Source organism: Marinilactibacillus sp. GCM10026970 (assembly GCF_042660675.1).
GTDB lineage: Bacteria > Bacillota > Bacilli > Lactobacillales > Carnobacteriaceae_A > Marinilactibacillus.
Map to the genome: position 1 here is coordinate 1 of NZ_JBHSUL010000003.1, position 17389 is coordinate 17389.

Below are 17389 nucleotides of genomic sequence, written 5' to 3' on the forward strand. Positions count from 1 at the left end.
TTTTGGTCGACTATTATTCTACAGGAGAACTCACTTGTTTTCTAATTTAAGCAAAGAAAAATAACGTTGGTGAATTCTCACCAACGTTATTTATTATAGAACCTATTTTACTAGAAGATGCTTTTTATCATACCATTAAACGTCTCTTGACAGTAGGGTTCTGGTTAATTGTTCGATGTCTTTTTTACTTTCTTCTTCAGGTAACTGTTGGATGAGTTTTAGTGCTTTGTCTGTATATCGTTCTGCCAGTTTAAGGGCTGCATCTAACCCTTTCGTTTCCGTTAAAACTTTTCGAATCAACGATAAATCTTCTTGTGTATAGGATTCTTTAGCAAACTGAGCTTTGAAAAACTCTGGATCTTTTTCCATCGCAAAGAGGATCGGAGCCGTATAAACGCCATTAGACAAATCTTGGAATAAAGACTTTCCCCAAGAGGATTCTTCTTGAGTGTATTCTAATAAATCATCCAGTAGCTGAAAAGCCATACCAACTTGAACACCAATACGGTAACTGACCCACTGATCCTTTTCAGACATTCCGGATTCCATTGCACCAGCGTAGCAGGACAGTGCAAATAGTTCTGCTGTTTTTCCACGTATTTGTGTTAGATATCGCCTCATCGTGATTTCTTCATTGAAAGATTGATTCAACTGGTGGAGTTCTCCTCCAATCACACGCTCCATTGCTCGCGTCAGTATGCCTTGAACATCTAATTCAATTCGGTAAGGATGGGTGATTCTAAAACAAATCGATAGTAAGAAATCTCCTGCATATACGGCCGCTTTCTTCCCGTAAGCCGCCTGAATAGTCGGACTACCTCTTCTAATCGCTCCTTCATCAACAATATCATCATGCAGTAATGTAGCATTGTGGAAGATTTCGATAGATGCTGCTACCACCTTTGCTCTTTCAGCCTGACTATCTGGTCCAAGTCGGGAAAACAACAAAGCGTATGCTGGACGAACCATTTTTCCACTTGCTTCAAAAATATGTTTTGCTGCATCATTGACTTGCTTATTTCGAATAAAAATTTTATTATAAATCAGCTTTTTTGTCTCACTCAACTCTTCTTTTAACACTGGATATTCATCCCATAACGGGTGCATGCTCACTCTCATTCCGCCTTAATCGTCATTTAAAAGACGCGTATTCTCTTGCAATACTCTTAAATCGAACTTTATTTAAGATAGGTATCGATCACTTTTCGAAGCAGTCATTTCCTGTTTCAAATACTTACTAAGATTAGACATAGATTTCATTTGTCCCCATGTCATTAGATTTACAAGATGTTTCATCGTTACTGCAATCGGTCCTTTAATGTGTACCAGGTCCATTAAATAGCCAACACCATATTTTGCTCCGACTGAAACAATCGTGCCTTTTTGTTTATTTTGATGCAGAGTCGACTTCATTTCTAAAAGAAGCTCAGCTGCGATATTCTCCGCTGCTGTTTTAGCTGTCTGCTCAGCTGTTTGAGCATTTTGAGGTAAAGGATTGCCCAATTTATCTTCATAATGAACTAAATCTCCGACTACATAGATGTTTTCCATATTTTGAGCAGACATCGTACCAAGCGTTTTTAGGCGCCCGGCTTTTCCAAATTCAGCTGCTAAATCTGCAACGTCAGATGTAGCTTTCACACCAGCTGTCCAAATCAATGAATACGTCTGAAGGGGTTCTTGATCTCTGATTTCCACCGAGTCAAAGGTCACTTTCGAAACCGAAGCTTCAGTCATTAAGTTCACCTGATTTTCAGCAAAATAAGTTTTTACTCGCTGTGACTCTTTTTCAGGCAATACCGGTAGAATTGTCGGAGAGGCTTCGACTAAAGATAAAGAAATTTCGTTTGTTTGTAACCCAAAGTTTTTTTCTAGCTGAGGTTTCCACTCTATAAGCTCCCCCATGATTTCAATACCTGTTAAACCTCCGCCGCAGATCACAAAATGCAGCATCGCCTGACGCTTTTTAGGATCTGTTTCTTTGGCAGCCTGTTCGACCATCGTTAAAATATGTTTTCGAATTCTAACCGCTTCTTTCCAAGACCACATCGTAAAGCCGTATTCGCTGACACCTTCGATGCCAAAATCATTAGGTTCTCCGCCCATTGCTAAAACGAGATACTCGTAAGAAATTTTTTGTGACTTTGTCATCACAAATTGCTCACGTTCATCAATCCTTTTCACTTCATCCACAATAATATCCACATTATTATAGGGCTTAAACAAGATTTTCAAATCATGTATAGCTTCTTCTGGACGAATCCGACCACCAATGACCTCATGTAGTCTGGTTTTATAAGTAAAATATGGATCTTTATTCACTAATTTAATCTTGATATGATTGTTTCCACTTAGTTTTCGGGAAAGATACATAGCTGTAAAAACTCCAGAAAACCCAGCGCCAATTATGATGATCGTTTTCTCTTTCAATTGAATCTCTCCTCTTTTTTGACTCCGTATGGTATATTTTATGTAAAACAGTTGTTATCATTATACCGTTGAAAAGGATGAAAGTCTAAGACTAAGAATTTGTAAGTGATGTTCATTTTTTATTTAAAAGGAGTTTAATTATGTCTATCTCACAATTTATGCGATTCGTTGATATTCGAACAAAATTTACCAGTATGCTGCCAGTCTGTATAGGTGTATTGTATACTCTTTATTATTTTAATTCGTTTAACCTATTAAATACGCTGATTTTTTTCGTTGCAACTGTCCTACTTGATTTCACTACGACTGCTATTAATGTACTGGTTGATTATCAGACTGCTTCTGTGAACTCTTTGGAAAGAGAATCCAATATCATAGGTAGGGAAAATATTCCTGAAAAACTGGTTGTCTACTATATTTTCGGTATGCTCCTTCTATACTTTATATTAGGATTCATTCTTGTCGCCCGCACAGATTTGGTCTTGCTACCACTTGGTATTATTTCTGCAATAATTGCGGTCACCTATACATACGGACCGATTGCCTTATCAAGAATGCCCTTAGGTGAATTATTTTCTGGTCCACCACTTGGACTTGGGATTATCTTTATCTCCATTTTTGTTAATTATAGAGAAGAACTAATTTTATCCCTGACCTTTCAAGACAACACTTTCCTCTTACTTGGAGATTGGCTGATGATCCTTGCCATCGTATTTGTTTCGTTACCGCAAGTGCTTTTGATTTCTAACATTGTTTTAGCGAATAATATCTGTGATCTCGAACAAGATGTGGATAACCACCGTTTCACCCTCGTTTATCATCTTGGTAAAGAGAAAAGTATCCGACTCTACAATTGGTTGACCTATGGAAGTTATGTCGCTTTGGCTATACCGATTCTTTTTGGCTGGTTACCAATGATTATGTTGCTCATTTATCCAACACTGATTTTCGCACACCAGCAAGTTAAGCTCTTCAATCAAAAGCAAGTAAAAAGTGAAACCTTTATTACTTCTGTAAAATCTTTCTTGGTCTTTACTTTAGTTGAAATCATTTTCTTCGTTATTGCTATCCTGTGGACATCTTTTTAACAAGAGAAAAAGCCCCTGTCGCCCTCTAGATTAAGGTTTTCTAGGGCGACAGGGGTTTTAACATTCTATTTCCACAGTTTTATCCACATAGTTATACACAGTGTGGGTATAACTTTCATTATCTATTATTCTATTACGTTATATCTAAATTGTTTGAAGGCAGAGATCTCTCCATCTTCTGTATCATCAGTATATTGAATAAACTGTAGCTTAGGATTATAGTCAACTGTGTGAGCGCCTTCAATTCCTTCAATATCTAATTTATACGATTTCCCATTTTGAATTTTTTCTTCAAAAACCTTTTCATTTGCTACATAGAAGTAAGATGTTTTGCTCTCGTCAACCTCCTCTGCGAGAACTTCAAGCTGACTATCCTCTTTATGTATTTCCGAAGTGATTAGTAGTAAATTTGTATTCCCAACCTCTTTCCCTGTTGCCATTTGAAATTCTGCTTTATCTTCAGATTCTAGGGCATCTTCCACTTCACTACAAGCGAATAAGCTGATGCTCGTAATCAATAAACCTATTACTTTAAATTTCATCGTCATTCCTCCTTTTATACTCTTGTATTAATTGTATCTAAGATTCACATTTTAGAAATCCGACCTAAGTCCTATTTAATGATTTTTCTTGATATTGATTCGATTGATAAGCTGACGTATATTTTTTTCATGGTTATGGTAAGGGGCTTTTGAAAAGACTAGCTCAAATCGCTATTGAACGAGGATGCGGACGTATGGAATGGATTTGTTTGGACTGGAACCAATCGAGTATTGATTTTTATCGATCACTAGGCGCAGAACCTATGGAAGACTGGACGGTTTACCGAGTAGCTGGAGCTACATTGACTACACTTGCTGGTATATAAAACGAAACAGCCCTCTCGGATCAATGGATTCGAGAGGACTGTTTATTTGTTTACTTATAAATCTTTAAATCATACATACACTGACATACATCTTATTTTCTAGAAAATGCTGTATACAAGGCTTTAAAGAATCGATAACCGGCATATAATAGAACAGAAAACAAGATCGTATAAATGACCGCTTGGATAATTCTAGCCACTAAATATCCTTCGCTGGCAAAGTAAAAAACGAGAAGCAAAGGAATCATATACAAGTTATCGATATTAAATACTTTTTCTTTAACCTTTTTCATAGAATCTCCTTCGCATATTAAGTAGGTTTTCTTAGTAACGCATTACTATCTTACAGCATCATGTCTAATCTTTGTTTTTGAAGATAGCGTAACCTGTTGTACCGGCAAGTAAGCCGATTCCGGGTCCAATGCTCATAAATACGATCAGTGGAATATCTCGAAAAAATAGATGAAGGACTAATCCGAGCACAGTTCCAATCAACGGACCAAAGGCTAGAAAATAAATGGCACGATCTTCATTCGGTTCTGGTTTCATCTCGATATTCCTCCTTCACTTTTCGAAAGTCTGAGTGCGGTCTACACCTTTTCAATCATTTTGTGTACTGAAGACTATCCGCAACTAGTAACTGTTCAAGCGCTTCATAAGAATGCACTTCATAGTCGGGTTTGATATTCGTCTGGTTATCTAGTTTCAAAGGGTTGAACCAGATATTGGTTATTCCTGCATTGATCGCTCCTTGAATATCAGAACGGAGGGAATCACCGATCATTACAGTGTTTTCTGGCGTAATTTCTTCATTTTGGTCGAACAATTCTTTGAAGAAAAGTGGATTAGGTTTAGCTACACCGATTTCATCTGAAATAATCTCTTTATCAAATATCTGGTCAAGTCCTGTTCCCTTTAGTCGTTTGCGTTGGGTAGATGATTGTCCATTTGTACCGGCGATTAATCTGACTCCCTGATCTTTTAAATGGGTTAGTAAGGCTTCTGCCCCTTCAATCAAGTAGAAGTTCTCATCTAATAAGCTTCTATACGTTTTTTCCAGATATACGCCATCTTGTTTGATATTAAATTTCTGATACGTTTTTTCGAACCGAGTATCTAGCCATTCTTTGGGCGAACCACCTGCTTCAATTTCACGCCATACGTCACGATTGACTGCATTGAATACTTTCAACCATTCACCGAACCGTACGTCTGGGACCGGATATTGTTTTAAAATTTTTTCTAGTCCTTCTTGCGCCCCTTTTTTAAAATCCAGAATGGTATCATCTAAATCAAAAATCATATTATCTTTATTTTGCATGCTTCATCCTCCATTATATGAATCTTCTATAGACATTTTACCGAAAAAAGAGCTTCCGTCTATGAAAAGATCATGAATGGATGCCTTTTTCATTTTCAAATTTTAATTCTTTTTGCTATTTTAAATACACAATTCAATCGAGAACCCATTTACCGGTGTATGTATTCCTACTTCTAAACCTGTTATAATAAACAACGAGTAAAACGATAATTTGTTACTGAGGAGTTTTAAAATGACACCAACTATTTCACTTATGGATGCTTATATGATTGAAACGCTTTTGTCTAAAGGCGTTGAGAAAAAAGAGTTAGCGCAAGCTATCCAAAATCACACCGTGAATCAATTCAAAAATGTTGATCATTCTTATGATTATACAGAATTAAATGAAGCCGTTATGGGAAAAGAAACTTTGTATAAAGAAGCGGTAGAAGAAGGTTATGCCATCAGCTACCTTACCCTTTATGGTTTGAAAAAATTATTGGATATGAAGTTTGGATTTGATGAAGACGCTGATTATACAGCTTATGAAAGAAAGATTGAAGGGTTAGTTGTAACCCCTACACAATTAGACCAGCTGACTAAGCTTGTTGGAAAAATCTGGACAGTTAAAGAAACGAATCAAAAGGATTCTAACTCTATAGAAGTATCTGTTCTTCATATCAGCTTAACTGAAGAGGTTTGATCTTTATGAGCTTTCCATTAAATAAAAATTAAAAAATGTGTTGACAGACTATATACTCTCTTGCTATAGTTATGACCAACAACTACTAACAAAACGAAATGCGTAAAGATAAGTACTATTCGAAAGTCTTCATAGAGAGCCCGGTCTGGTGAAAAAGGGTAAGATGGAAAGATAGGAAAATGGTCTTTAAAAGTCTGGATGATCGATTCGAGCTCAGACTAACGTTGAATAGGCGAGTTTCAAAATAAGCTTATTACGGTCACACCCGTTATAGTGTCACAGTATTAAACACAAGAAAGAGACGTGTCGTACTGGTAGAGACAATGAGAAGCAATTCCATTGTAAATCAAGGTGGTAACACGAGATGACTTTTCGTCCTTGAAGGAAGTTCGCAATAAGCGAGTTTCTTTCAAGGACTTTTTTTATCCATACAAACTTAAACACTGAAGAGATGAGTAAATGAAACTAAGGTAACAACAGAGACCCTGTGCATGGTGAAAGCAGGTTTACCTCAAGACATTGAATATGGTCTCTTCCCCTCACTCCTGATTCAAGAGAGTGAATGTGGGATACCAAGTCTACGATTAGATTAGGCTATCACGGTCGCACCCGTTAACGTGCATGAGAAAGAGAGTTAATAGTCTCCTTTTCTCTTGGAGGTATTTTTCGCGAGAAAAATACAAACAAAGGTGGTACCACGAAGATAGCGTTCGTCCTTTGATCAAGTAGCCGTAAGCCAAAAACTGGTTTATGCGCTACCTGGTCAGGACGAGCGCTTTTTTTGTATAGACAATCAGTCAAGAACTTACTAGGAGGAAACAATTATGATCGAACTCAATCAAGTCGATGTCCAATTTGAATCTGATAAAAAGATTATCCATGCCGTTCGAAATGTCTCTCTCAAGATTGATCAGGGAGATATTTACGGAATCGTCGGTTACTCAGGAGCTGGAAAAAGTACGCTCGTTCGAACCATCAACTTACTTCAGCGACCTACTAACGGAACGGTTCAAGTGAATGGTCAAAATCTACTGGATTTGAATCCAAAAGAATTAAGAACAGCACGCAAAAAGGTCGGAATGATTTTCCAGCATTTTAACTTGATGAATGCACGCACCGTGGCAGGAAATGTATTGTACGCTTTACGTTCAAGCAAGCTTCCGGCCGAAGAAAAGAAGCGCAAAGTAACAGAATTACTAGAGCTCGTAGGGTTGGCTGATAAACAAGATGTCTATCCTTCTCAACTTTCTGGTGGGCAGAAACAACGTGTTGGGATTGCTCGAGCATTGGCAAATGATCCAGAAGTTTTGCTTTGTGATGAGGCAACAAGTGCACTAGATCCAAAAACAACCCTATCGATTCTGGAACTCGTCAAAGATTTAAATGAAAAACTTGGACTAACCATTGTCATCATCACCCATGAAATGGAAGTCATCAAGGAAATTTGTAACAAAGTCGCGGTGATGGAAAATGGAGCCGTTGTTGAACAAGGTGATGTGGTTTCTATTTTTACTGATCCAAAAGAACCATTAACACAAGAATTTATCAATACCGCAACACATATCGATCAGGCACTAGCAAAACTAGCTAAACACCCTTCTGTACTGAATATCAGTGAAGAAGACACAATCGTTCGTCTCTCTTTTGTAGGAGAAAGCACCAATAGTCCATTGATTTCGAGTCTCTATTCCAAATTCACTGTGACCACAAATATTCTTTATGGAGATATCGAGATTCTTCATGATACGCCGATCGGAAACTTGATTGTCACTTTAAGTGGAACAACCGCACAACGAAAATCAGCGATTCACTATTTGAAATCACAAGATGTAAAAGTCCAACAACTTGAACAAATTCGCTTAAACAATCAACCAAAAGTCGTATCGATCAACAGAGAAAAACACATACTATAAGGATAAAAAAGGAGCAAAGAGATGAATCAGATAGCCGCATTTTTAGAAAGCATCGCACCTAACGCTTGGAGTATTCAAGACCGTATTCTTGAAAGTACTTGGGAAACCATCTATATGACATTGATTGCCGCCGTCATCGCCGGAACAATTGGGATCATTTTCGGGGTGACTTTAGTCGTCACAAACAAACAAGGTATTTTAGAACGGCCAAAGTTTTATAACGTTTCAGACCAATTCGTTAATACTGGACGCTCGATTCCGTTTATCATTTTGATGGCCCTACTCGCGCCCTTTACACGGATCATCGTTGGAACAACCATCGGAACCACTGCCGCAATCGTTCCAATCGTTATCGGAATTATTCCATTCTATTCTAGACAAGTGGAAAATGCTTTGCTTGAAGTGGATCCTGGTATTGTGGAAGCCGCAGAATCAATGGGCTCCTCGCCACTTGAAATTATTTTCGGCGTTTATTTAAAAGAAGGCTTCCCTTCTCTTGTTCGTGTATCAGCCGTTTCAATCATCAATTTGATTGGACTGACAACCATGGCTGGAGTTGTTGGGGGTGGTGGTCTTGGAGATCTTGCGATTGCAAGAGGATATAACCGATATCAAATTGATGTGACCATCGTTTCTACTCTAATTATTATATTAATTGTCTTTTTCACCCAATGGATTGGACGCATCCTAATTCGTAAAACAGCTCATTAAAAAAACATTTATTGTATTGACTAAAATTATAAATTTGAAAAGAGGAAAAAAGATGAAAAAGATTGTATTGGCATTATTTAGTTTTGTAGGTGTAGTATTATTGGCAGCGTGTGGAAGTAACGGAGAAACCGTTAAGCTGGGTGTCGTTGGAGAAAACAATGAAGCTTGGGAAGACGTTAGAGACCGCTTGGCTGATCAAGATATTGATTTAGAAATCGTTACCTTTTCTGACTATCAAACACCAAATGTGGCTTTAGCAGATGGTGATATTGATTTGAATGCATTTCAAACGGTTATATTCCTGGAAGATTTCAATGCAGATACGGGCAATGATTTGACCCCTATCGCGGATACAACACTAAATCCTTTAGGTATTTATTCTGAAGAAGTGACTTCAGTGGAAGATATCCAAGATGGCGACACCATCGTGATTCCAAATGACGCATCCAATGAAGGACGCGCGTTGATTCTTTTGCAATCAGCTGGTTTGATCACGGTTGATCCTGAAAAAGGCAATTACCCTATCGTTGATGACATCATAGAAAATCCGCAGAACCTAGACATTGTAACAGTTGCTGGAAACCAGACAGCACGTTCTCTAACAGACGCTGCCGCTGCGGTGATCAATGTTGGAATGGCTGTAGATGCAGGATACATTCCTTCTGAAGATGCCATCTTCTTGGAACCCGTAAATGAAGAATCAGAACCTTATACAAATGCAATCGTTGTTCGTCCTGATGAAGTCGACAATGAAGTGTTCCAAAAAATCGTAGACGCTTATCAAACAGATGAAACTGCCGCAATCATCGCGGAAGTGACACAAAACTCTTCTATCCCTGTTTGGGAATAGTTACTATGTAAACTTATAAGATACTTTAAAAGCCATCAAATGAAGGACTGTTTGTCCTAAACTTGATGGCTTTTTTGAGCCGTTATTTCCAATTAATAAAGAGATTCAAGTAATCCTTCTTCATCTCTGAATATATCAGAGAGACTTTTACCTTTTAAGAAGATTTCGCTTAAATGATCTTCAAAATTCTTTTCAAAGGTTTTACTTACTGCAGTCTTATCAATCCATACTGTACGCCCTTTTCGACTATGGTCAATAAAATAGGATTGACCTTGGTAACTGAATTCTATTTCTCTTCCATGTTTAAGATAATATATTAAGCCCTCCAATGGTAGCGGAGCATATTCGGCTCCTTTTTCGTATTCATCTACGTCGAATTCTTCATTACTCATAAAAACACCTCTTTTATTAGTATTTTGTTCTTTTACCACTAGACTGTTCATGCTTACATAGAAATGGTCAAAGGATAAAGAAACATGACCATTTTTTGTACTGTCCCTTTGTTCATTTTCTATTATACGCTTTAAACGTGCTTGCTTCTGCTTTTTCCACCTCATTATTTTTAGTCACCGTAGCTGTAATTATGCTAAAAAAAGTTTCAATTTATTTTTATTTTTTGTTGACTTTTACATCGCACCTCGATATACTAATCTCAAATAAAAGTATATCGAGGTGCGATACAAAATGAGTGATGAAGATTTACACAAAGTATACAACCCTATGACAGAAACGGCCTTTTACGTTCTGCTATCCTTGCAAGAAGAAAGACACGGATATGGCATTATGCAAGATGTTGAAGAACTGACCAATAACCGTCTAAGCTTCGGTGCCGGAACATTATATGGTAGTTTGTCCAAGCTGAAAAAAGATGGTCTGATCGACATTGTTAAAGAAGAAGGCAAACGAAAAATTTATCAAATTACACCAACAGGAAAGAAATTTTTACTACTAGAAAAAAACCGTATTGAAGAACTTTATAAAAATTCTGAGAGGATTGATTAATGATGAAAAAGTCTGTTTATAAATTTATTACTGTTGATAACTACGAAAAAGAAGAAGCATTCTTGAAAGAAATGGCACTCAAAGGCTGGCAGTTTACTGAATATAAAGGATTAAAATACCACTTTGAGCAAAGTGAACAAGAAAATATTGATTACCGTATAGATTATTTTGACGGAAAAAAAGATGAAAAAGACGATTATATCCAATTGTTTGAAGATAGCGGCTGGACACTTGTAACTACATATACCATTTTCGACGGTGAATGGTGCTACTTCAAAAAAACTGCACAAGACAACGAAGTAAATGAAATTTTTACAGATAACGAATCTAAAATAGCTCTTTTTGAAAAATTACGCTACCGTTGGACTTTATATGGTTTTATGTTAATGATACTGATTCCATTCAGCCTTTCTGCAACGTTACCAAGAGGCATTCTTTTCCTTAGTATTCCCATGGTCATTCTGTTCAGTGTCGCGATTATCCTTTACGTAAAACTGTGGTTAAACTTATCTATGAAGATTAAACGTATGAAGCGTTAATGCTTATACCTTAAGCAAAGTAAGCCCATTTAAGTTAATGAACCTAAGTGGGCTTACTTGTTTTAATTTATAGAAGACAACAGATTGATTAAGAATAAAATCATCGCTACTAAACTATTTAGCGTTCTAACGTGATTCCATATAGTCCAAGTTTTAAGATAATTTCTCCATACTTCGCTTTCCTTATCCTGAGCATCGACTTTTGCTAGTTCATTATTGAGCGGTACATTCCGGGTTCCTGTAACCATAAAACATCCAAAGAAATAAAATGCCGCTCCAAGAAGCCCCCATAAAGTGACCAACGGAGTAAAGAAAAATAAGAACACAAGCACTAAACTAGTTAAAGCTGTTCCTAAAAAGAACAAGAAAAACCAAGGATTCAAAACGGTCTTATTGATTTCCTGCATAGAAGCCAGCCCATTTGAATGAGACACCTTGGAAAAAGCCTTCATGATAAAGTTTGAAAAAGCAAAAAACATCCCTGCGATTAAGCCCGAACCAATTAGCGAAAAAAACAGTAGACTATTTACTATGTCATCCATGATGATGCTCCTTTATTGTGTTGAGTCTTCTTAGAATTGAATACCAATCGTCTGCATCTGTCCCTCATAATCCACATCTGGAAATACGATTCCGCCCAACTCTACTACTCTATAGGTGTCTCCTTTAATAGTAAACTCCTCAGGTCCTTTTTTGATGATATTAATGAGCTCTACCGCTTCTTCGTTAGATATCATATATTCTTCTGGAAAGTTATCTTTGTAAGTTAGAGTAACATCAATGTTTTCCATCAGTAAGCTCTCCTTTTACCGTTCCTTCAATGGGATTGCAATCGATTGTACCTCCCCATTATAATCCACATCTGAAAATGAAATTGAACTTAAATCTTTCGTTTTATATGTCTCTTCTTTAATGATAAATTCCTGTACTTCTTCTTTGATTGTTTGAATTAGGTCTACCGCTTCTTCGTTAGACATTTTATGTTTTTTTGGAAAGCTATCGTTATAAAATAGTGTTACACTGACTTTATCCATGTTATACTCTCCTTCTTTTATTTCTTTATGATTAAAAGTATCTACTATTATAATAGATTGGTCAACTATTCTCTTATATTTAAAACGAGAACAATCCGCTTACTGAGTAATAAGAAACCGTTTTACAAAAGTAGAAAACTATTGTTATACTATGCTTATTAGGAGGGGATGACTATGTTTCGTTTCATGATGTGAAAAGGTTAAGCCTAATGTAATTTACTTTTATGTTTACTAGTAACTTACAATTAGGAGGAAACAAAAATGAATACACAATTAATCGTAGAACAGTTAAATGCTAAACAAGAAGAACTCGGTTTTTTTGGAAATATTAGAGTAATCCAAAATGGGGAGTGCATCATTTCCCGTCAGTATGGTTATGCTAATATGGCTGAAAAAATCCCTAATAAAGCATATACCCGGTTCGGTATTGCTTCAGGATGTAAAATCTTTACAGCTATTTCGATTTGTCAGTTGGTGGAACAAGGTAAACTGACTTTTGATACTAAACTCCGTGATTGTCTCTCTATCGATTTTCCGCATTTCGATCCGAGTATTACGGTTCATCATTTACTGACTCATACTTCAGGTGTTCCTGATTACTTTGATGAAGACGTGATGGATGATTTTGAAGAATTGTGGATTGATCGACCGATGTATCATATAAGAAATCTAAAAGATTTTTTACCGATGTTTCAATATGAGAAGATGGTCGACAAAGTCGGTAGTGACTTTAATTATAATAATACTGGATACGTACTTTTAGGATTAATTATCGAGGCAGTTAGTGGTATGATTTTTTCTGATTATGTCGAAAAACATGTATTTGAAGTTGCCGGAATGAATGATTCAGGGTATTTTTCACTAGATAAGCTGCAGGCTAATGTAGCAACTGGTTATGTAGAGGAAGAAGATGGAACGTGGAAATCAAATATTTTCTCTATACCAGCCAAAGGCGGTTCAGACGGTGGCGCCTATGTTTCTGTAGAAGATATGGAACGCTTCTGGAAAGCATTAATGAATCATCAATTGCTTACAAAGACTATGACAGACACTTTATTGAAACCACAAGTACATGAAGAAGATGACTTTTATTATGGTTACGGTGGTTTTATGAAAGTTAACGATCAAGAAGTTATCAAGTACGCTCAGTTAGGATATGATCCAGGAGTTAATTATCACTCTGTTTATTATCCAAATGAAAATCTATCTATTATTGTTTGTTCAAACAAATCTTCAGGTGCATTTGACTTACAGTATATAGTAGAACAAGCATTGCTAAACCAAGAGTAAAATAGTTAAATGGCTGAAGTCGGTTTAAAATCCGACTTCAGCTTATATACATATGGATATTTATTATAGTAACTGTTAGACAAATTAATAGTTATTGATAAAAATTATATTGGAGGACATAACATGGTAAAAAGAAAAAAAAAGTACCATTTTTATTATGATGAAGCTTTTCACGATAGAAAACTTACTGAAAACAAAAAAATAAAAGGTGAGTTAAATATTGAGAATGATGAGCAAGCTGATAATTTTATATCCGTAGCAATAGGTTTTAAAGAACATCAGGTTGACCATTATTTAAAGAATTACCTTGCTTTCGAAGAACGTACGAAAAGTTTACTAGGTATTCAGTTTGAAAAAGAATTTAAAGGTACTACAATTAAAAAAAAGAATTTTAAATATGGAATTCATAGTTTCAATAAGGATGCAATCACAATATATACAGATTTTTTTGATATTATAGATATGAATTTTATAATCCAAATATCGATAATGAACAAATTTGAACTACTAATCAATTCAATACTAAAGGATGTTCAATTATATGAAATGGCAAATAGAGAAAATTTCATGTATTCTATCATCAAATTTATGAATCAGTACAAAAATAAGAGATTAATTTCATTATTGTTTGACGATACAGCAACTTCTAGACAAGCGATTGATGTGATTTTTTCTTTGCTTGATGAAGTACTGAATCATATTAAAGATGTTCCTCGAAAGACTGAAGAAGTTCGTGCAATTAAAGAAATAAAAACGATTCTAAAAAATAGCCGTCTTACTATTCAGACAAACCAAAAATATCATTGGGATTATTCTAGATCTATTGAAGGAATTTCCCTATTATTAGATGAATTAAATATAAAACAAAAGTCAGTTTTATTATTTATTGATAATGAAAAGGAAACAGTGGCAGCAGCTCAAAAACTTAATTTCAACAAAGTGAAAGGTGTAGAATCAGAAGATTTTGTAGGAGTACGAATAGCAGATATTTTAAGTAATTTTATTGGAAGAATAATAAAAGCTATTGAAGATGAACATTTAGAAGATTGGGATAAGGAAGAAACAAAGGTGAGTATTAGTCAACTCCGAATATTGTCTAAAGAATGGTTTGTTTTAACTGAAAGTCAGTTTAATTTATATAAGAAAGTTGCTAATGTTTTTATAGATAGAAAAGATATATACTGGACTATTCAAACTGGTAACTACGCAGGTAATGCTTCTGTTTTCTTATCCCTAATATATTACATCGGATTAAGTTTTGAAACATATAATGATTACAAAAAAATCGATTTGGAATTCCATAGAGAAAAGTTTAATCAAGAGTCTGTAAATAGAGAAAGTTCTATTTTTTATTAGAATTTGAAACTTATATGGAGTACAGTGAATTTCACAAATAAGTTAAGAACAATCCAATACCTCTTCTATCTTTGTAGAAAGATAGTTCTAGATAATATCAAATAAAGAGCGGATTTTTCTAGTCAAAAGTTAGAATCTAAAAGTAGTTCTTTTTAGCCCTCATTAGTTATTCAAATGTTGACTTATTTTATATCTCAAGCCTAAGTGTTTTTGAAAGTAAACGTTATATTGTAATCTACTTCATATAAGTATTGAGAATAAAAAAGGTTTCGTCAACAATATATCTTACCCTATAGTTTAACTTAAAAATGAATTTTTTATGTTCTTTAACCTCACTTTCCTATTATATGGTTATACTCAATTTACGTACCCTATCCTCCCTAAGTATTAGTAATTTAAACAAAAAAAGAGAGCATATTTTTTATAAAATATACTCTCTTAATTTTGAAATTATACGGTCTTCAGTTCCGAACCATCAGTAAAAATGCAGAAGGAAACTTTATCAAATCAATTTTACATTATTCCCACTCAATTGTAGCAGGTGGCTTACTCGTAATGTCATACACTACTCTGTTAATGTGATCCACTTCGTTTACAATTCTTGTTGAGATTTTTTCTAGTACGTCGAATGGAATTCTTGCCCAGTCTGATGTCATACCGTCGATTGACGTTACGGCACGGATACCGATTGTATAGTCATACGTTCTGCCGTCTCCCATAACGCCTACTGATTTGAAGCCTGGTAAGACAGTGAAGTATTGCCATACATCGCGGTCAAGTCCTGCATTTGCGATTTCTTCACGCAAGATCGCATCACTTTCACGAACCACTTCTAGTTTTTCTTCTGTGACTTCACCAAGTACACGAATCGCAAGTCCTGGTCCTGGGAAGGGTTGACGCCATACTAAACTTGATGGCATACCTAACTCTTCTCCAAGCGCACGCACTTCATCCTTAAACAGCGTGTTCATTGGTTCAATCAATTCAAATTGCATATCTTCTGGCAGCCCACCAACATTATGGTGTGATTTGATCGTTTGAGCAGTCGCTGTGCCACTTTCAATCACATCTGTATACAATGTACCTTGAGCCAGAAAATCGATGCCTTCTAGTTTTGTTGCTTCATCATTAAAGACTTCAATAAATTCATTTCCGATGATTTTACGTTTCTGCTCAGGATCGCTCACACCTGCCAATTTGCTCATAAAGCGGTCCTTAGCATCCACTCGAATCACGTTCAGTCCAAATTTATTCTCTAGACTACCCATCACTTGATCGCCTTCATCTTTACGCAACAAGCCGTGATCCACAAAGATACATACTAGCTGGTCACCAATCGCTTTGTTCAGCAGCACACCCGTAACACTCGAATCTACCCCACCTGAAAGCCCAAGCAACACTTTACGGTCGCCAACCTGCTCACGAATCTTATCCACTTCTAAATCGATAAATTGACCCATATCCCAGTTGCCTTCAAAACCACATACGTTAAATGCGAAGTTACGTAGGATTTCATTTCCATGCTCTGTGTGACGCACTTCTGGGTGAAATTGAACAGCATGGAAGTTCTTTGCCTTGTTTTCGATTGCGGCGATTGGACAATGTGGATTCACCGCTGTCGTTTCGAATCCCTCTGGAAGTTCTGTTACATAGTCTCCGTGACTCATCCAAACGGTCTCTTCTTGTTCAAGAGTTGTGAAAAGCTCTGCTGAGCGGTTCTTGATTTCAAGAGTTGCCTTACCGTACTCACGAGTACCAGCCGGTTCAACTTTCCCACCTAGTTTGTGCGCCATCAGTTGCATCCCGTAACAAATCCCAAAAATCGGAATACCCAATTCAAAAATCTCTGGATCAATTGAAAAAGCTTCTTCATCATAGACACTCATTGGTCCACCAGAGAAAATAATGCCTTTTACGTTTGAATCTTTTAATTCTTGTGCTGAAACCGTATGGGGTAAAAGCTCTGAGAAGACGCCAAACTCTCTAATACGACGCGTAATTAATTGGTTGAACTGGCTCCCAAAGTCCAGTACGGCCATTTTTTCCACTTGTTGCGCAATTGATTCACTCACTAAGACTGCACCTCTACTTTTAAATTTTTCTTATCTAGTATAATGTGTTCCCGACTGGGTACAACATGATTTTATATAGTGTATCACGATTGTTCGCTTTTATGTACCATAATTTCACTTTTTCACCGTTTTCTTTCTAAAATTAAAGAAAAGACAGTCATCTATAAAATGACTGTCTTCGAGAAAAGCTATTAAAATACGTACATCACACTTATAAAAAGAATAAGTTCATT

Annotated in this window: 20 protein-coding genes and 1 pseudogene; 10 read left to right on the forward strand and 11 right to left on the reverse strand. The window is 36.2% G+C overall.

The annotated features are described in order from the left end of the window. Positions 1-135: 135 nt before the first annotated feature. Positions 136-1107: a polyprenyl synthetase family protein gene (locus ACFP65_RS01470; protein ID WP_379915238.1), complete on the reverse strand. Its 972-nt coding sequence runs from the start codon at positions 1105-1107 to the stop codon at positions 136-138. A 75-nt stretch (positions 1108-1182) separates the two neighbouring features. Continuing rightward, on the reverse strand, positions 1183-2430 hold the full coding sequence (locus tag ACFP65_RS01475) for an NAD(P)/FAD-dependent oxidoreductase (protein ID WP_379915240.1): 1248 nt from the start codon (positions 2428-2430) through the stop codon (positions 1183-1185). Positions 2431-2570: 140 nt separating this feature from the next. Here ACFP65_RS01475 and ACFP65_RS01480 point away from each other — a divergent pair, with 140 nt between their 5' ends. Continuing rightward, a complete protein-coding gene (locus ACFP65_RS01480; protein ID WP_379915242.1) occupies positions 2571-3518 on the forward strand; it encodes a UbiA family prenyltransferase in 948 nt (315 codons plus the stop codon). A 125-nt stretch (positions 3519-3643) separates the two neighbouring features. Here the strand turns inward: ACFP65_RS01480 and ACFP65_RS01485 are convergent, their stop codons facing one another. Then, complete coding sequence (locus ACFP65_RS01485; protein WP_379915244.1) at positions 3644-4060, reverse strand: hypothetical protein; 417 nt, start codon at positions 4058-4060, stop codon at positions 3644-3646. A 140-nt stretch (positions 4061-4200) separates the two neighbouring features. Between ACFP65_RS01485 and ACFP65_RS01490 the strand changes: the two are divergent. Then, a pseudogene (locus ACFP65_RS01490) lies at positions 4201-4386 on the forward strand (GNAT family N-acetyltransferase); the annotation flags it as partial. A gap of 92 nt (positions 4387-4478) precedes the next feature. Here the strand turns inward: ACFP65_RS01490 and ACFP65_RS01495 are convergent. The 3 genes from ACFP65_RS01495 to ACFP65_RS01505 all read right to left on the reverse strand — a co-directional run bounded on the left by ACFP65_RS01495 (position 4479) and on the right by ACFP65_RS01505 (position 5707). Then, entirely contained in the window at positions 4479-4679 is a 201-nt protein-coding gene (locus tag ACFP65_RS01495; protein WP_379915246.1) for a hypothetical protein, read from the reverse strand. A gap of 64 nt (positions 4680-4743) precedes the next feature. After that, entirely contained in the window at positions 4744-4935 is a 192-nt protein-coding gene (locus ACFP65_RS01500) for a hypothetical protein (protein ID WP_379915248.1), read from the reverse strand. Positions 4936-4990: 55 nt separating this feature from the next. After that, a complete protein-coding gene (locus ACFP65_RS01505; protein ID WP_379915250.1) occupies positions 4991-5707 on the reverse strand; it encodes a YjjG family noncanonical pyrimidine nucleotidase in 717 nt (238 codons plus the stop codon). A gap of 232 nt (positions 5708-5939) precedes the next feature. Here ACFP65_RS01505 and ACFP65_RS01510 point away from each other — a divergent pair, with 232 nt between their 5' ends. From ACFP65_RS01510 to ACFP65_RS01525, 4 genes are all read left to right on the forward strand, one after another. Then, positions 5940-6389, forward strand: coding sequence for a hypothetical protein (locus tag ACFP65_RS01510; protein ID WP_379915252.1), 450 nt, complete (start codon positions 5940-5942; stop codon positions 6387-6389). Between the two features lie 824 nt (positions 6390-7213). Beyond that, positions 7214-8302: a methionine ABC transporter ATP-binding protein gene (locus ACFP65_RS01515; protein WP_379915254.1), complete on the forward strand. Its 1089-nt coding sequence runs from the start codon at positions 7214-7216 to the stop codon at positions 8300-8302. Positions 8303-8332: 30 nt separating this feature from the next. Continuing rightward, positions 8333-9013 carry a methionine ABC transporter permease gene (locus tag ACFP65_RS01520; RefSeq protein WP_379915415.1) on the forward strand — a complete coding sequence of 227 codons (681 nt, stop codon included), beginning with the start codon at positions 8333-8335 and terminating at the stop codon, positions 9011-9013. A 52-nt stretch (positions 9014-9065) separates the two neighbouring features. After that, positions 9066-9863 (forward strand): MetQ/NlpA family ABC transporter substrate-binding protein, encoded by a 798-nt coding sequence (locus ACFP65_RS01525; protein WP_379915256.1) that lies wholly within the window; start codon positions 9066-9068, stop codon positions 9861-9863. 92 nt (positions 9864-9955) lie between these two features. On the opposite strand, the gene ACFP65_RS01530 is transcribed toward ACFP65_RS01525, so the two are convergent. Next, the gene (locus ACFP65_RS01530; RefSeq protein WP_379915258.1) at positions 9956-10255 is read right to left on the reverse strand and encodes a hypothetical protein; all 300 of its coding nucleotides are present in this window, start codon (positions 10253-10255) and stop codon (positions 9956-9958) included. 292 nt (positions 10256-10547) lie between these two features. Here ACFP65_RS01530 and ACFP65_RS01535 point away from each other — a divergent pair, with 292 nt between their 5' ends. Then, positions 10548-10865, forward strand: a complete 318-nt coding sequence (locus ACFP65_RS01535; RefSeq protein WP_225743267.1) for a PadR family transcriptional regulator — start codon at positions 10548-10550, stop codon at positions 10863-10865. Beyond that, a complete protein-coding gene (locus tag ACFP65_RS01540) occupies positions 10865-11404 on the forward strand; it encodes a DUF2812 domain-containing protein (protein ID WP_379915260.1) in 540 nt (179 codons plus the stop codon). Before ACFP65_RS01535 ends, ACFP65_RS01540 begins: the two co-directional genes overlap by 1 nt. A gap of 62 nt (positions 11405-11466) precedes the next feature. Here ACFP65_RS01540 and ACFP65_RS01545 read toward each other — a convergent pair whose 3' ends face one another. From ACFP65_RS01545 to ACFP65_RS01555, 3 genes are read right to left on the reverse strand one after another with little or no spacing between them, the layout of a single operon-like run. Then, positions 11467-11946: a DUF1772 domain-containing protein gene (locus ACFP65_RS01545; RefSeq protein WP_379915262.1), complete on the reverse strand. Its 480-nt coding sequence runs from the start codon at positions 11944-11946 to the stop codon at positions 11467-11469. 30 nt (positions 11947-11976) lie between these two features. After that, entirely contained in the window at positions 11977-12195 is a 219-nt protein-coding gene (locus tag ACFP65_RS01550) for a hypothetical protein (RefSeq protein ID WP_379915264.1), read from the reverse strand. Between the two features lie 15 nt (positions 12196-12210). Next, on the reverse strand, positions 12211-12438 hold the full coding sequence (locus ACFP65_RS01555; protein WP_379915266.1) for a hypothetical protein: 228 nt from the start codon (positions 12436-12438) through the stop codon (positions 12211-12213). Positions 12439-12699: 261 nt separating this feature from the next. Here ACFP65_RS01555 and ACFP65_RS01560 point away from each other — a divergent pair, with 261 nt between their 5' ends. Both ACFP65_RS01560 and ACFP65_RS01565 read left to right on the forward strand, forming a co-directional pair. Further along, the gene (locus ACFP65_RS01560) at positions 12700-13728 is read left to right on the forward strand and encodes a serine hydrolase domain-containing protein (RefSeq protein ID WP_379915268.1); all 1029 of its coding nucleotides are present in this window, start codon (positions 12700-12702) and stop codon (positions 13726-13728) included. 123 nt (positions 13729-13851) lie between these two features. Then, on the forward strand, positions 13852-15084 hold the full coding sequence (locus ACFP65_RS01565; protein WP_379915270.1) for a hypothetical protein: 1233 nt from the start codon (positions 13852-13854) through the stop codon (positions 15082-15084). A gap of 518 nt (positions 15085-15602) precedes the next feature. On the opposite strand, the gene guaA is transcribed toward ACFP65_RS01565, so the two are convergent. After that, positions 15603-17123 (reverse strand): glutamine-hydrolyzing GMP synthase, encoded by a 1521-nt coding sequence (guaA, locus tag ACFP65_RS01570; RefSeq protein WP_379915416.1) that lies wholly within the window; start codon positions 17121-17123, stop codon positions 15603-15605. Positions 17124-17389: the final 266 nt, after the last annotated feature.

What these genes read in the sequence shown, in the direction of transcription:
- ACFP65_RS01515 (WP_379915254.1), top strand. Translation starts at nt 7,214, where the DNA reads ATGATCGAACTCAATCAAGTCGATGTCCAATTTGAATCTGATAAAAAG.
- ACFP65_RS01555 (WP_379915266.1), bottom strand. Translation starts at nt 12,438, where the DNA reads ATGGATAAAGTCAGTGTAACACTATTTTATAACGATAGCTTTCCAAAA.
- ACFP65_RS01535 (WP_225743267.1), top strand. Translation starts at nt 10,548, where the DNA reads ATGAGTGATGAAGATTTACACAAAGTATACAACCCTATGACAGAAACG.
- ACFP65_RS01550 (WP_379915264.1), bottom strand. Translation starts at nt 12,195, where the DNA reads ATGGAAAACATTGATGTTACTCTAACTTACAAAGATAACTTTCCAGAA.
- ACFP65_RS01500 (WP_379915248.1), bottom strand. Translation starts at nt 4,935, where the DNA reads ATGAAACCAGAACCGAATGAAGATCGTGCCATTTATTTTCTAGCCTTT.
- ACFP65_RS01530 (WP_379915258.1), bottom strand. Translation starts at nt 10,255, where the DNA reads ATGAGTAATGAAGAATTCGACGTAGATGAATACGAAAAAGGAGCCGAA.
- ACFP65_RS01470 (WP_379915238.1), bottom strand. Translation starts at nt 1,107, where the DNA reads ATGCACCCGTTATGGGATGAATATCCAGTGTTAAAAGAAGAGTTGAGT.
- ACFP65_RS01540 (WP_379915260.1), top strand. Translation starts at nt 10,865, where the DNA reads ATGATGAAAAAGTCTGTTTATAAATTTATTACTGTTGATAACTACGAA.
- ACFP65_RS01480 (WP_379915242.1), top strand. Translation starts at nt 2,571, where the DNA reads ATGTCTATCTCACAATTTATGCGATTCGTTGATATTCGAACAAAATTT.
- ACFP65_RS01495 (WP_379915246.1), bottom strand. Translation starts at nt 4,679, where the DNA reads ATGAAAAAGGTTAAAGAAAAAGTATTTAATATCGATAACTTGTATATG.
- ACFP65_RS01505 (WP_379915250.1), bottom strand. Translation starts at nt 5,707, where the DNA reads ATGCAAAATAAAGATAATATGATTTTTGATTTAGATGATACCATTCTG.
- ACFP65_RS01510 (WP_379915252.1), top strand. Translation starts at nt 5,940, where the DNA reads ATGACACCAACTATTTCACTTATGGATGCTTATATGATTGAAACGCTT.
- ACFP65_RS01545 (WP_379915262.1), bottom strand. Translation starts at nt 11,946, where the DNA reads ATGGATGACATAGTAAATAGTCTACTGTTTTTTTCGCTAATTGGTTCG.
- guaA (WP_379915416.1), bottom strand. Translation starts at nt 17,123, where the DNA reads ATGGCCGTACTGGACTTTGGGAGCCAGTTCAACCAATTAATTACGCGT.
- ACFP65_RS01485 (WP_379915244.1), bottom strand. Translation starts at nt 4,060, where the DNA reads ATGAAATTTAAAGTAATAGGTTTATTGATTACGAGCATCAGCTTATTC.
- ACFP65_RS01565 (WP_379915270.1), top strand. Translation starts at nt 13,852, where the DNA reads ATGGTAAAAAGAAAAAAAAAGTACCATTTTTATTATGATGAAGCTTTT.
- ACFP65_RS01525 (WP_379915256.1), top strand. Translation starts at nt 9,066, where the DNA reads ATGAAAAAGATTGTATTGGCATTATTTAGTTTTGTAGGTGTAGTATTA.
- ACFP65_RS01560 (WP_379915268.1), top strand. Translation starts at nt 12,700, where the DNA reads ATGAATACACAATTAATCGTAGAACAGTTAAATGCTAAACAAGAAGAA.